Source organism: Butyrivibrio sp., from assembly GCF_017635265.1.
Taxonomy (GTDB): domain Bacteria; phylum Bacillota; class Clostridia; order Lachnospirales; family Lachnospiraceae; genus Butyrivibrio.
In genome coordinates, this window is the sequence record NZ_JAGBLU010000091.1 from 179,529 (window position 1) to 194,025 (window position 14,497).

The 14,497-nt window shown below is 42.2% G+C and carries 9 protein-coding genes and 1 riboswitch; of the genes, 5 read left to right on the forward strand and 4 right to left on the reverse strand.

Annotated features, from left to right (window positions below):
* The first annotated feature begins 9 nt into the window (after nucleotides 1-9).
* The 3 genes from J6O61_RS10880 (at nucleotide 10) to J6O61_RS10890 (ending at nucleotide 5,250) form a co-directional block, all read left to right on the forward strand.
* Nucleotides 10-3,213, forward strand: a complete 3,204-nt coding sequence (locus J6O61_RS10880; RefSeq protein WP_292212967.1) for a glycoside hydrolase family 3 C-terminal domain-containing protein — start codon at nucleotides 10-12, stop codon at nucleotides 3,211-3,213.
* 2 nt (nucleotides 3,214-3,215) lie between these two features.
* On the forward strand, nucleotides 3,216-3,659 hold the full coding sequence (locus J6O61_RS10885; RefSeq protein WP_292212970.1) for a hypothetical protein: 444 nt from the start codon (nucleotides 3,216-3,218) through the stop codon (nucleotides 3,657-3,659).
* Between the two features lie 220 nt (nucleotides 3,660-3,879).
* On the forward strand, nucleotides 3,880-5,250 hold the full coding sequence (locus J6O61_RS10890) for an MATE family efflux transporter (protein WP_292212972.1): 1,371 nt from the start codon (nucleotides 3,880-3,882) through the stop codon (nucleotides 5,248-5,250).
* 647 nt (nucleotides 5,251-5,897) lie between these two features.
* On the opposite strand, the gene J6O61_RS10895 is transcribed toward J6O61_RS10890, so the two are convergent.
* Genes J6O61_RS10895 through J6O61_RS10910 form a run of 4 tightly spaced genes read right to left on the reverse strand, consistent with a single transcriptional unit; the run spans nucleotide 5,898 to nucleotide 9,546 of the window.
* Nucleotides 5,898-7,823, reverse strand: coding sequence for a glycoside hydrolase family 2 protein (locus tag J6O61_RS10895; protein WP_292212975.1), 1,926 nt, complete (start codon nucleotides 7,821-7,823; stop codon nucleotides 5,898-5,900).
* 14 nt (nucleotides 7,824-7,837) lie between these two features.
* Nucleotides 7,838-8,572, reverse strand: coding sequence for a DUF975 family protein (locus J6O61_RS10900; protein WP_292212977.1), 735 nt, complete (start codon nucleotides 8,570-8,572; stop codon nucleotides 7,838-7,840).
* A 19-nt stretch (nucleotides 8,573-8,591) separates the two neighbouring features.
* Nucleotides 8,592-9,107 carry a hypothetical protein gene (locus tag J6O61_RS10905; RefSeq protein ID WP_292212980.1) on the reverse strand — a complete coding sequence of 172 codons (516 nt, stop codon included), beginning with the start codon at nucleotides 9,105-9,107 and terminating at the stop codon, nucleotides 8,592-8,594.
* 25 nt (nucleotides 9,108-9,132) lie between these two features.
* Nucleotides 9,133-9,546: a DUF4190 domain-containing protein gene (locus tag J6O61_RS10910; protein WP_292212982.1), complete on the reverse strand. Its 414-nt coding sequence runs from the start codon at nucleotides 9,544-9,546 to the stop codon at nucleotides 9,133-9,135.
* Nucleotides 9,547-9,736: 190 nt separating this feature from the next.
* On the opposite strand from J6O61_RS10910, the gene J6O61_RS10915 reads away from it, so the two are divergent.
* Both J6O61_RS10915 and xylB read left to right on the forward strand, forming a co-directional pair.
* A complete protein-coding gene (locus J6O61_RS10915) occupies nucleotides 9,737-12,427 on the forward strand; it encodes a Tex family protein (protein WP_292212984.1) in 2,691 nt (896 codons plus the stop codon).
* Nucleotides 12,428-12,655: 228 nt separating this feature from the next.
* On the forward strand, nucleotides 12,656-14,125 hold the full coding sequence (gene xylB / locus J6O61_RS10920; RefSeq protein ID WP_292212987.1) for a xylulokinase: 1,470 nt from the start codon (nucleotides 12,656-12,658) through the stop codon (nucleotides 14,123-14,125).
* A 171-nt stretch (nucleotides 14,126-14,296) separates the two neighbouring features.
* Nucleotides 14,297-14,415, forward strand: a riboswitch (SAM riboswitch).
* Nucleotides 14,416-14,497 lie beyond the last annotated feature (82 nt).

Here is a 14,497-nt window from a genome sequence, read left to right on the forward strand (position 1 = left end):
AAAGAAAACTTGAAAAAGACAGGTATTTTCAGAGGTTTAGCAGCACTGATGACATTTTTGCTGTCAATCTCAGTAATCGTTGGAAACACACTTGAGTCCTTTTCATCAACAATCGACACTGCTCTTGGAACACAGAGTGAGATGATGGTAACAGATGATCAGGATGCTGTGTACGACAAATTCACACCACCTGCAGAGCTTCTTAACGAAGACGGTACAGGTAACTCACACGCACTTATCCAGGCTGCTATTGATCTTAACAGACAGCAGGCAGCAGAAGGAACAGTACTTCTTAAGAACAATGGAGTATTACCTCTTTCATCAGGAAGTGCAGTTACACTTTTTGGCATAAGATCCCAGGTGCCGATCTTAGGATCAAGCTTTGGTGTAAAAGCATGCGGAGGCTTTATCAATCTCGATGAGGCACTTCAGAACAATAAGACAGATTTCGCTCATCACATCACAACATCCCTTTCACAGAATTGGGCAACAGGCCAGGTTGAAAGAGGATACACAACAGACGGATGGTCTGGTGATGAGTTTGATTTTGACGGTGCCGGATTCAAGGTTAATTCTACAATGACCGGCATCTATACAAAGCTCAATGAGACATACCTTCACACAGAAAATGCAGGCCCTTCAGAAGAGTATGATCCGGGCGAGCCTTCAATTGCAGAAATTGAGGCAGTTAACGCAGATTATAAGAGCACATTTGCTCAGTATGGCGATGCAGCGATCGTTGTTATCGGCAGACCAAGCGCAGAGAGTGAAGACTACCTTCCTGGTGGAATCGTAGCAGGACTTGGTGCAGAGGAGCCTCTTGCTCTTACAACTAATGAAAAAGATATTATTGCTCTTGCAAAAGAATGCAGTGATAAGGTTATCGTTCTTATTAACAGCGCCTCAGCAGTAGAGATCGGCGACCTTAAGGATGATGCAGATATTGATGCTATCCTTTGGATCGGTGCACCCGGCTCATACGGAATGCTCGGTGTAGCTGATATCCTTTCAGGAAAGGTTAGCCCTTCAGGCGGACTTGCTGATATTTTCCCAACATATAACCTTTCTGCTCCAGCTATGCAGAATATGGGAAATTTCTCATACAAGAATGCTGAATCAGTTATCACAAGAGAAAACAGCAGCAACTACATCATAGAGGCTGAGGGAATCTATGTTGGTTACCGCTACTATGAAACAAGATATTATGATGCAGTTCTCGGACAGGGAAATGCTACTTCAAATGCAGGAACATATGCATCAGCTAACGGCTGGGATTATGACGCAGAAGTTGCTTATGGCTTCGGCTATGGACTTTCATATACAACTTTTGATATGGAATATGAAGGTGATCCGGTATTTGAAATTTCAAAAGACGGCGATGTAACAACAGCAACAGCCACATTTAATGTAAAGGTTACAAATACAGGTGATGTAGCAGGTAAAAAGAGCGTTCAGATCTATGGACAGGCTCCTTATACAGAAGGCGGACTTGAGAAGAGCGCAATAGTTCTTTTGAACTATGGAAAAACAGGCACATTGCAGCCCGGAGAATCAGAAGTAGTTCCTGTAACTGTTGATCTTCAGTACATTGCTACTTACGACAGCTCTTTTGACAATGGCGATGGAACATTCGGTACATACGTTATCGATCCAGGCACATACTACTTCGCATTCGGTAACGGCGCCCATGATGCACTTAACAATATCATGGCAGCTCAGGGCATCGACACTGCATCACTTGTAGGCGAAGCAAATGCAGACTATGCATACCAGACAGAGATCACAGAAGATACACTTGCAAGAACATCATTTGCATATTCAAAGACAGGTGAAAAGATCTCTAACCAGCTTGATTATGCTGACTGGAATTACTTCCAGGATGGCGAGGTTACATACCTTAGCCGTGCTGACTGGGAAGGCACATATCCTAAGACATACAGCGATATGGAACTTACAAGTCAGGAACTCATTGATTACCTCAATGGTAAATACTACACACTTAAGACAGATGATGATACATCAGATATCAAGTGGGGCCAGGACGGCGACCTTATGTTCTATGAGATGGCAGGCCTTGACTTTGATGATGAGAAGTGGGATGAACTTCTTTCAGAGATGACACTTGAAGAGGCTCAGTACCTTGCTACATTCGGTGGCCCAAGTATCCCTGGTGCTGACTCAATTGGAACAGTTGAGACATACATGACAGAGAATGCCGGAAACGGTATTGCAGTTAACCTCAATGCGTCAAAAGATACAGAGGCTCCATGGAACATCTCAAGTGATGATCCTAACGGAAACTGGCATCCTGAAGTATTCGGAAGCAGCCCGCTTACAGCAGCATCATTTAACCCACAGCTTGCTTATGAGCTCGGCGAGTTTATCGGTATCGAGTCACTCTTTACAGGTATTCCGATCCTTTGGGGTCCCGGACTTAACACACACCGCCACGCTTATAACGGACGTAACGGCGAGTACTATTCAGAGGATCCTATCCTCTCAGGCTACACAGCAATGGAATTTGCAATTGGTGCTCTTAACTATGGTCTTATTGCTGCTCCTAAGCACTATGCATTCAACGACCAGGAGACAAACAGAGCAGGTGTTGCTCCATTCATGACAGAGCAGAGAGCCCGTGAAGTTGAGCTTAGAGCTTACCAGATTGCTTTTGAAGCAACAAAGTATGATACAGAAGACTACGATGCAGGCATGAGAGGTCTCATGATCTCCTTCTCCAAGATCGGACCGGTTGAGTGTACTGTAAGCACAGGACTTATGACTGAGATCCTCAAGAAGGAATGGGGCTTCACAGGATATGCTGTAACAGATATCTATGATGACTTTGACCTTTACACAGCAGTTCTTACATCCGGTGCTACATGTTACGACACACGAGGAATGTCAGGATTCTACACAGATACAACTCTTGACAGCCCAAGATTTGCAAATCAGGCAGATGGTTCAACTATCAGTGCATCGGTATTTGCAGGAGACAAGAACGCTCAGCTTGCGGTTCGTGAGGCAGCTCATAATGTTCTCTATGCAATAGCATCAAGTAACCTTATGAACAGATACAACGCAACAACACATGTTGTTAAGTTAAACACATGGTGGAGAACAGCTTACTACACAGCAATCGGAGTTACAGCTGCATTTACAGTACTGTTTGCACTGCTGTACGTTCTTTCAAAGAGAAAAAAGAAGGAGGCTTGAATATGGCAGACTTTATGAAAAAGCAGAGCATTGGCTCATACTTTAACTGCATCGCAGCAGTACTGGGTATTGTTGGAATTGTGGCAGCAGTAATTTGCAGTAACATGACAGTGACATATGCTCTTGGAAACATGGGAACTATCGCACTCCTTGGAGCTTGCGGAATAATCCTTGCAGTAGCTGCAATCTGCCTTCCAAACAAGTTTGGCAACCATGACATCTTAGGAACTCTTGCAGTTCTTGGTGCCATTGCAGTTTATACAGCAGCATTTGGTCAGGTTCTTTCAGAGAGAATCCTCCTTATTGCAGGACTTTTCAGCTATGATTCAGTCAACACAGTAGGCTGGCAGGTATTCTACGTAACAGTAGTTTCAATTGCAGCTTTCCTTGTAGCTGATATCATTCTGATCATTGGTGCATTTTCAAGATCAGTTAAAGAGAACTGATAAATTTTACCAGATCCCTTACATGGACAACCTCTGTGTAAGGGATTTATATTATGAAAAAGACATAAAAAATTCACTTGAAATTTTGATAAAAAGTAGTAGACTATCTCGTTGTTAGTAAGTTTAAGTCAGGGTTTATAAATGCTCTGACTTATATTTGTTTGAGCAAAGCTTTTTGCGAAGCGCGTTATGAATTAGGATTCAAGAGAATAGGTAATTTATGAAGAAAACAAGTAATATAAAAGATTTAACAGTTGGAAATCCAATGTCACTTATTTTTGGCTTTGCCCTTTCATTGTTCTGGGGAATGCTTTTTCAGCAGTTATACAACATCATAGATACTGCGATAGTTTCATGGTTTTTGGGAAAAGAGGCATACACCGGAATGGGTACAACCGGTGCCGTGAACTTTTTAATAATGGGCTTTTGCATGGGTGTCTGTAACGGATTTGCAATTCCTGTTGCACAAAGATTCGGAGCAAAAGACTATAAGAGCATGAGAAAATTCGTATCTCATGCAATTATTCTTTGCTCTGTATTTGCCGTAGTGATGACATTTTTTGTCAGCGTTTTCTGTAGACAGATTCTTGTTGTTATGAAGACTCCTGAAGACGTATTTGAATATGCTTATCAGTATATTATTGTAATTTTCCTTGGAATACCTGTTACATATATGTACAACCTTTTATCAGGCATAATAAGAGCACTTGGAGATTCAAAGCACCCTGTTGAATATCTTATTATTGCATCAGTTCTTAATATCATACTTGACCTTGTATTTATTCTTCCTCTTAACTGGGGAATTTTCGGAGCCGCTTTTGCAACAGTTATATCTCAGTTTGCGGCAGGACTTATGTGTTTGATATTCATTATCAAAAAGATAGATATTCTTCATCTTAAGAAAGAAGACTGGGAGCTTGACAGAGATCATTTCCTGATTCTGTTTAATATGGGGGTTCCTATGGGACTTCAGTATTCCATAACAGCAATTGGCAGTGTTATCCTTCAGACTGCTATCAATGCCCTTGGAACAGATGCGGCAGCTGCTGTCACAACCGGAAGTAAGGTGGGAATGTTCTTCTGTATCCCGTTTGATGCCCTTGGATCGACTATGGCAACTTACGGTGGTCAGAATGTGGGAGCCAAAAAGCTTGATCACTTACAGCAGGGGCTTATGGCAGCAGTTAAACTCGGTTGCGGCTATGCCATCCTTGCGTTCATAGTTCTTGCATTATTTGGAAGGCAGTTTTCAATGATATTCCTTGATGCAGGAGAAGCAGCCTGTCTTGACAATGCTCATATGTTCCTTTTCTACAACAGTATGTTCTACATTCCGCTGGCATTGGTCAACATAGTACGTTTCCTTATTCAGGGCATGGGCTTTTCGATGTTTGCCGTTCTTGCCGGAGTTATGGAGATGATAGGCCGAAGTGTTGTAGCAGTACTGCTTGTACCCCGATTTGGCTTCATAGCAATATGTCTCGCATCACCAGCAGCCTGGATTCTCGCAGACATCTTCCTTATCCCCGCTTTCATCATGGTAAGGAACAAGCTCCGCAGGATCTTCAGTGGTCAGGTGGAAATCTATTGATTATGCCTGCCGGCCTCCAGACTTGGAGCACAGCCCCCGGAGGTAGCCATTTGCATATCATTTCGAGTTTAGAAGTTTATGGCATCAAATTTTTGTTTGTAAATACCTTGGATCAAACTCGCCACCGGGCGCTTGCACTTTTGGAACTGTGAGCTTTGCTTTTTCTCCGTTACAAGAAAACGTCATTTTCCGGTGCTCAAAGGCAGCTTTGATCAGCGCATGCGAAGCGTTGTTTGAGCAGGGCGTTAAAATAATAAGAACAGATAGTCTTGCCCGCTGTGCGGGCATTTGGACAAAAAAAGAAGTTACTCCCCAAACTGGTTTGGGAGAAAACTTCTTTTTTTATGTCCAAGGTGCGTAGCACCAATGACTATCTGTTCTTATTATTTAGCCCTGCGAGTTTTAGCTGCAGCATGCGCATTAAAGAAAAAGATGCCTGAGCACTTGGAAAAGTTTCGTTTTCTTGGCCGGAGAAAAATGAAGCTGCACAGTTCCTAAAAGTGCATAGAGCCGGTGGCTCAAACATGTGATCCAAAAGCGGTATTTACAAACGAAAATTTAAATGCTCATAAACTTAACTAAACTCTCTCAAACATGCAAAAGGCTACCTCCGGGGGCTGTGCTCCAAGTCTGGAGGCCGGCAAGGGTTATGAGTTGATGCCGCTTGTCATGTTGGGATCAATGTCGGGGTTAATCTTGGTGATTTTGCGGTCGTAGGTCATGAGACCGTTGACTTCCTCTTCGACATCGGAGACCTGAGTGTATACGGCTCCAGCAAGACCCTTTGGTATGAGGGGCTTTAGGGAGGCATTGATGAGGTTGTAGTAGGCAACGCCAAGTTTATCTAAGTTGTCATATTTTTTGTAGCCATAGACACGATCGACGCTGGAGTGACCATCTATGTGGCAGGTAAAGCCGCCATATTCCGATATGACAAAGGCACGATTTTTTTTGTCTTCTTCAACTGTAAGAGGACGGAAGTAGTTGTGAACACTTCTATAGTCGCCGCTTCCCTCGTCAAACCATCCGCTGGCCTGATCTACGGGGCGGGAATGGTCAAGTTCTTTTGCCATAATCGTGGCACCGGCAGCATTGAACTGTCCCCAACCTTCGTTGAAAAGAACCCACGTTGCGATTGATGGAACATTAAAGAGATACCTTATGGTGTTCTGCATTTCATCAAGCCACTCTCTGCGCCCATCTGCTGACCCGCGAGAGAATGTCTTGTAGTAGGCAGGTCCGTCGCTCATGCGGCCAAAGACCTTCGGAAAAAGTGTTGGCAGATAAGAAACTACGGGCTTGGCATAGGAAGAGCCGCCGCTAACCATATCCTGCCAGACAATCATGCCAAGTCTGTCACAGTGATAGTACCAGCGGGCGCATTCTATCTTTATATGCTTGCGCATCATGTTGAAATGAAGGCGCTTCATCTCCGTAATATCGTAGATAAGGGCGTCGTCAGAAGGTGCTGTATAAAGCCCGTCCGGCCAGTAGCCCTGATCCAGAACACCCATGAGAAAGTAGGGGTGTCCGTTTAAATGGAATCTTGTTTTCCCTCTGTCATCTGGCCTTACTTCAAAAGAGCGCATGGCAAAGTAGGAACTTACATTATCATCTTCACACGTAATCTGAAGCGGATACAGATATGGATCTTCAGGTGTCCAAAGATGAGGATTTTCAATATTAAACTTAAAGCTGTAATATGATGGAGCAACAGCAGAGTGATCTATACCGATCGATGGAAATGTATCTGATGAAAAAGAATAGTCTCCACTAAAACAGGTTCCGGGAGGAACATCGGAGGCCGGTGATTTCACAAGCTCATAGCCCGGTATTTTTACGGTGACGGAGGCTTTTTTGTTTGTGGCAACTTCAACAGTTACAGAGTGTAGATCAGTCCCGGGATGAATCTTTATTTCTCTTATATAGACTTCAGGAACCTCTTCAATCCACACAGTCTGCCATATTCCGCTTTGGGCAGTATAATACATTCCGCCTCTTTTCAGGGTTTGCTTGCCACGACTGTGATAAGATGAGTCGCTGGTATCACGAACACGCAAATAGAGAGTATTAGAGGTAGTAACAAGTTTATTTTCCGTGTAATTAAGATAATCTGTAATGTCTATGGTAAAAGGCAGATATCCACCGCTGTGTGAACCTATCAGAGCGTCATTTATAAATATATCAGCAAACTGGTCCACTGCACCAAAATGTAGTAAAATCCTTGCAGTTGGAGTTTTTCTTGTTATAACGGGAAGCTTTTTTTTGTACCAGAGAAGCTGATCGGGAAGAAGCCTTTTTTCAACACCTGAAAGCATTGCTTCAGGCGAAAATGGCACAAGGATGTTCCCTTCCATAACGGAGGGAATTTCATCTCGTGAATTAACAGGAGTAAAAAGATATTCCCAATAGCCGTTTAAGTTAATGAAACTATCGCGGACAAATTGGGGACGGGGATACTCTTTTAGAAGATTGTCTGGATCAACGTTTTCACCCCATGTAGTGTAGAGTCTGTTTAGAATGTCGTCCTCATGGGGCTTATCGATTGCTTTGATTGCATCAATTAAGTCCATAGTTTACCACCCTTTTACTGTTCTACTGTATTTTTAGATGCGTATTGCATAATAAGATCCTGATAAAATGCTGCCAGTGTGGCATTTCGATAGACGTTTATCCATAGAAGAGGAAGGAAAAGAGCTATCATACCAAGTAGCATGATTGGAATAAAACTAACATTAAGATAAAAAAGCTTGAAGCGATTGCCTTTCATAATGTGCCTGCTTGTGGATAAAAGTTCTTTGGCGTTTCTGTCCTGAAAATCATGGAGCAGGTAGAAAGCCTGTGAATAGGTAAGATGCACATAGATGTTAATTACAAGTTCAAAAAGAAGTGCCAGAATCGTTCCAAGATAAAGATCAGGCGTCGGATTATGCTGAGTAAGATAGAGAAGATATGTGGCAGGAAGACCTGCAACAAAATCAACCAGCACGAAAAGAGCCTGAACTTTAACCGCTTTTTCCGGAAACACTTTTACACCGTAAAACAGGTCTGAAATAGAGACGTTCTGGGAATAAATCAGATTCATATAAAGGAATGTCTTGCCTGAAACAAGAACACCCAAAAGAATGCTTACAATAAGCACAATTATCTCATTTATGATATAAAGAAAAATATTACCTGAACTGGAAATAGTGGTAATACCTGACAGAACAAACTGTATAATCAAAACTATCAGGTCGGCAGATATAAGTGTGCCATACCTTTCAAGGGATTTTTCCCGTGCAATTGCTTTAAGTTCTGCTGATGATTTAAGATTAGTCATTTTGATAAAAAAACCCGTCTTATACGGCAAGATCTACGTTATTCCCCACAAGTCCCTGTCTGTCAATGGACTTTCTTGCCTTCTGATAAGGATTCTCCTCATTTTGATATTGTATTTTTGTGGCTGTTTCGCCGCCACTTACGTAAACACGTCCGCACTCGGGACATACTGCTGTTTTGATTGAAACTGAAGCCTGCAAAACCTTGCCGTTATTTAGTGCAGCCTTTTTGAATGCATTACTTACGTGTTCGGCTTCGTGACCGCGGACTCTTGCACCTGCTGCTGCAGGATCAATGTGCTGTGCGCTTTTAAAAGAAACCATCTCATTTGAACCGTCCTGATATTTGCGGTTTTTGCAGGTTTCACACTCTGCAGGAGATGATGTTTTACCGGGAGCTTTCTGGGTAGACTCATTGGGATTAAGGATAGGCCCTGTTTCTTTTGCTGAACCTGTTGCACTTGCAGCAGTAGCTCCGCTATAAGCAGAACCTTCAAACATTCCGTATCCACCACCTATTGAACCGATAATACTCATAGGCACCTCTTTCCACATATAATCCTTACTGAGATGTATCACTGCTTATTCCCAGCTCTTTTAACATATCGTCGAAACTCTGACCGTTCATCTGCTGTGATATCTGATTGAGCTGTTGTCTGTAAGTCGGGTCTGTAAGAACTGTATGAATAGATGAAACAAAAACAACGTAACCAAGAACTATTCCGATAGTTCCATAAATAATTCCGCGTTTGGCCTGAGGAAGAAACTTCTTCTCAGAACCTCTTGATAAAATACCTAAGACAATTGCAACTCCCCCAAGGACAATTCCTATATTCATTACAAAACAGAGAGGAATAGCTATAAGCCCTGTAACAAGTGATACAGTTGCCATATTTACATGGCTGTCAAGCTGATTGTGACTTTTGTTGTAGTTGTAATTATTGTAGTAGTATTTATCTTCCCCATTCTCGCCCATGAAAAAACTCCTCGTAAGCACAATTTCATGTACTAAATATACAATAATTATGGCATTTTTACAATGTTTGAGCTTTTATGAAAAGCTTGAAAACGGTACAAAATGCTTGGTATAATAGGGGAGTGTGCTGATTTATAGAAAATTCAGCAAAAATTTATTATTTTAATAGCTTTTTATAAGCGAGGGAAGTATGGATATAGTATTAAAGATCAAAGAAGAACTTAACGTGGAAAAATGGCAGGTTGAGGCTGCAATAAAGCTCATTGATGAGGGCAACACGATTCCGTTTATTTCACGTTACAGAAAGGAAGTAACAGGCTCACTTAATGACGAGCAGCTTCGTAATCTTGACGAGAGACTGAAGTATTTAAGAGGCTTGGAGGAACGCAGAGAGCAGGTTCTTGCTTCTATCGAAGAGCAGGGAAAGCTGACTGATGAACTAAAGACCAGGATTATAGCTGCAGAAACAATGGTAGCTCTGGAGGATCTCTATCTTCCATACAGACCAAAGAGAAAGACAAGAGCCAGCGTGGCAAGAGAGAAGGGACTTGAAGGCCTTGCAAATATTCTTTTGGCTCAGGAAACAACCAATCCGCTTCAGGATGAAGCTGCTGCATTTGTTGACCCTGAAAAAGGGGTTAATGACCCGGCAGAGGCTCTTCAGGGAGCAATGGATATCATTGCTGAGGATGTTTCCGACAATGCTGACTTTAGAACATATATCAGAGAAGTAACAATGGAACAGGGCGTTCTAACCAGTAAAGCCAAGGACGAGAAGGCTGAGAGTGTATACGAAATGTATTACAACTATGAGGAACCTGTTAAAAAAGTTCTCGGACACAGAGTACTTGCTCTTAATCGTGGAGAGGCAGAGAAGTTCCTTGTTGTTAAAATCGAAGCTCCCGAAGAGCAGATTTTACAGTATCTTGACAAGAAGATGCTTAAAAATGACAATCCTGTCACAACTCCTGTTATAAAAGAAATCAATCAGGACGCGTATGAGAGACTTATTGCTCCTGCCATTGAACGTGATATTAGAAATGAACTCACAGAAAAAGCTGAGGACGGCGCTATTTCGGTATTTGGCAAAAACCTTACCCAGCTTCTTATGGCACCACCTATTGCAGGTAAGACAGTGCTTGGATGGGACCCTGCTTTCAGAACAGGTTGTAAGCTTGCTGTTGTTGATGCGACAGGTAAGGTCCTTGATACAAAGGTTATTTATCCCACAGCTCCACAGAACAAGGTTGAGGAGTCCAAGGCAGAGCTTAAAAAGCTCATAGACAAATATGATGTTGATCTTATTTCTGTAGGCAATGGTACAGCATCAAGAGAATCGGAACAGGTAATTGTTGAGTTGATAAAAGAGCTGGATAAGCCTGTTCAGTACGTTATTGTAAATGAAGCCGGTGCTTCTGTTTACTCGGCAAGTAAGCTTGCCACAGAGGAATTCCCACAGTTTGATGTTGGACAGCGTAGTGCGGCATCCATTGCCAGAAGACTTCAGGATCCTCTTGCAGAGCTTGTTAAGATTGATCCTAAGTCAATCGGTGTTGGTCAGTATCAGCATGACATGAACCAGAAAAAGCTTGGTGAAGCTCTGGAAGGCGTGGTAGAGACATGTGTTAACAAGGTTGGTGTAGACTTAAATACTGCATCTGCTCCGCTTCTTCAGTATATTTCAGGTATCAGTAAGGTTATTGCCAAAAACATCGTTGAATATAGAGAAGAGAACGGTAAATTTAACAGCAGAGCAGAACTTTTAAATGTCCCTAAGCTTGGACCAAAAGCTTATGAACAGTGTGCAGGATTTCTTAGAATTGCAGATGGTGAGAACCCGCTTGATGCCACAAGTGTTCATCCTGAGTCTTATGATGCAACACTTAAGCTTATGGATAAGCTTGGAATTACCTTTGATGATGTGAGACAGGCGCAGAAGAATGCAGCCAAGGCTTCACTTGAAAAGCCTGCAGCAAAAAAGGAAGAAAAGCCAAGACCACAGAAAAAACCAAAACAGGTAGTTATAAGAAATACAAGTACAGCAATGGGGGCAGCACTTGCAGCGGCTCTTGCAGGAAGTAACCTGGCAGTAACACAAGATGAGGCTGCTTCTTCAAAAAAGGCAAAAGAGACAGAAACAGATGTGAATACAACAAATGCTTCAGGATCTCTTTCAAAGAAAGTAACAGAGGCAGAGAAAAAGAAACTTGCAGAAGAGCTTGGGATTGGTGAGATCACACTTACAGATATCCTTTCAGAGCTTGAGAAACCATCAAGAGACCCCCGTGAGAATATGCCGGCACCGATTCTTAGAAGCGATGTTCTTGATATGAAAGACCTGAAACCGGGAATGGTACTCAAGGGTACGGTAAGAAACGTAATCGACTTTGGATGTTTTGTAGATATAGGTGTCCATCAGGATGGACTTGTTCATATTTCACATATTACAGACAAGTACATAAAACATCCTCTTGAGGCAGTAAGTGTAGGCGATATTGTAGACGTACAGGTTCTTGATGTGGAGCTTGATAAAAAGAGAATATCTCTTACAATGAAGCTTCAGGATCCTGCTAAGGTTGCTGCCGAAGCGGCTGCAAAGGCAGCAGAGAGGCCTGCGCCAAAGGTAAAGCCGGAGGAGAAGACAAAGCCTGCAGCCAAGAGAACATCTGTAGTCGACGCTGTTGCAAAGGCAGCGGGAGTTACCAAAAAAGCAGCTCCTGTTAAAAAGGCCGCTGCTCCAAAGACGATGCAGTCAACACCCGTGGCATCTGCAAGCACTTCAAAGGCAGAAACACCCAAAAATACCGCTACTGCTACTGAAGCACCTAAAAAATTCAAGAAAAAGGGAATTGTCATTTTCAAAGGAAATGCAAACGACTGATTTTAAGACCACTTTGATTATTCAGAGTGGTCTTTTTATATCATAGGAAATTGCTTTCCTATGATATAAAACTAGTAAATGCAAATATTTAGTTAAATAAAAGCAAAATCTGGAATGATAGTTATGTACAAAAAATGTATAATAAGCATTGTGGAAATCTGAATTTACGATTTTTCATAGTGTGGATAGTAAAGCAAATAAAAATAGTTTTTATATTAGGAGGAAGGTATGTTTTATATAGGTGTAGATTTGGGGACTTCATCTGTTAAGCTGGTACTTATGGATGAAAAGGGAACTATTCACGGAACAACTTCAAGAGAATATCCTCTGTTTTTTCCACAGCCGGGATGGTCGGAGCAGAATCCTGAGGATTGGTACCGGGAGGCTGTAGATGGCCTTAAAGAGCTTTTAAAGGATGTGGATAAGTCACAGGTTGCGGGCATCAGCTTTGGCGGTCAGATGCACGGTCTTGTTATCCTTGATGAGAATGATAATGTAATTCGTCCTGCAATTCTTTGGAACGACGGAAGAACACAGAAGCAGGTTGATTATTTAAATGGCGAGATTGGCAAGGACAAGCTTTCAGAGTACACAGCAAACATTGCATTCGCCGGATTTACTGCACCTAAGATTCTCTGGGTTGAGGAAAACGAACCTGAGAACTTTAAGAAAATCAAAAAGATCATGCTTCCTAAGGATTACCTCGCATACAAGTTTACAGGAACATTCTGTACAGATTATTCTGATGCTTCGGGAATGCTTCTTCTTGATGTTAAGAACCGCAAGTGGTCCAGGGAGATGTGCGATATTTGCCATATTACAGAAGATATGTTACCGCAGCTTTTTGAAAGCTACGAAAAGGTTGGAGAACTTACAGCAGAATTGTCTTCTGAGCTTGGGTTAGAAAACGGCGTAGTAGTGGCAGCAGGTGCCGGAGATAACGCAGCAGCAGCTGTTGGAACAGGAACAGTTGGAAATAACAGATGTAATATTTCTCTTGGAACAAGTGGAACCATCTTCATGTCCGCTGACAGTTTTGCAGTTGATAAGAACAATGCGCTTCATTCTTTTGACCATGCAGACGGACACTTCCATCTGATGGGATGTATGCTCAGCGCTGCAAGCTGTAACAAGTGGTGGATGGATGAAATCCTAAAGACAAAAGATTATGCTGATGAACAGAAGGGCATTGAGAAGCTTGGGGAGAACCACGTATTCTTTTTACCTTACCTTATGGGTGAGAGATCTCCTTGGAACAACCCTAATGCCAGAGCTACATTTACAGGTATTACAATGGATACAACAAGAGAAGATATGACACAGGCAGTTCTTGAGGGTGTTGCTTTTGCTACAAGAGATATGTATGAAGTTGCCAAGTCAATCGGTGTAGCTCCGAAGAGAACTATGATCTGCGGCGGCGGAGCAAAGAGCCCTCTGTGGAGAAAAATGATTGCCAATATCCTCAACATTGAAGTCGATGTTCCTGCCTGTGAGGAAGGCCCGGGAATGGGCGGTGCTATGCTTGCCATGGTTGCCTGCGGAGCTTATAAGAGCGTTGAAGAGGCAGCAGCTGCAATAGTTAAAGTTGATAAGACAGAGAAGCCCGATCCTGAACTTGTAGCTAAATATGAAGCAAGATATCAGCAGTTCAAAAACATCTATCCTGCTCTTGCCGAGACTTTTGATAAGATCATCTGATAGTTGGTCATAATTTAATTTATTTTTTTGATAAGATTATTTGATAGGTGGCTATCATTTGTTTATAGTTTTATTAGACAAATGTTATCAATTGTCCTATTGATTTATTAATATATATAGGGTACTATTTAAGCGGATATAGAAATATATCCGCTTTTATAATTAATTGTTCTCTTATTCAGAGTGGTGGAGGTACATAGGACCTAAGAAGCCACGGCAACCCCTTGATCAGTCAGGAAGGTGCCAACCTGAGCGTGCAATTCCGAGTTTCGGACTACGAGCAATAAGAGGAACTTGTGATGATTAGTTCCACTCATTTGTGACTTGCACGCGTCATAAATCGAGTGGATTTTTTGTGTGGAGCACTTGATG

Excerpts from the sequence above, each read along its gene's own strand:
- J6O61_RS10885 (WP_292212970.1), top strand. The coding sequence starts at position 3,216 with ATGGCAGACTTTATGAAAAAGCAGAGCATTGGCTCATACTTTAACTGC.
- J6O61_RS10910 (WP_292212982.1), bottom strand. The coding sequence starts at position 9,546 with ATGGGCGAGAATGGGGAAGATAAATACTACTACAATAATTACAACTAC.
- J6O61_RS10915 (WP_292212984.1), top strand. The coding sequence starts at position 9,737 with ATGGATATAGTATTAAAGATCAAAGAAGAACTTAACGTGGAAAAATGG.
- J6O61_RS10900 (WP_292212977.1), bottom strand. The coding sequence starts at position 8,572 with ATGACTAATCTTAAATCATCAGCAGAACTTAAAGCAATTGCACGGGAA.
- xylB (WP_292212987.1), top strand. The coding sequence starts at position 12,656 with ATGTTTTATATAGGTGTAGATTTGGGGACTTCATCTGTTAAGCTGGTA.
- J6O61_RS10905 (WP_292212980.1), bottom strand. The coding sequence starts at position 9,107 with ATGAGTATTATCGGTTCAATAGGTGGTGGATACGGAATGTTTGAAGGT.
- J6O61_RS10890 (WP_292212972.1), top strand. The coding sequence starts at position 3,880 with ATGAAGAAAACAAGTAATATAAAAGATTTAACAGTTGGAAATCCAATG.
- J6O61_RS10895 (WP_292212975.1), bottom strand. The coding sequence starts at position 7,823 with ATGGACTTAATTGATGCAATCAAAGCAATCGATAAGCCCCATGAGGAC.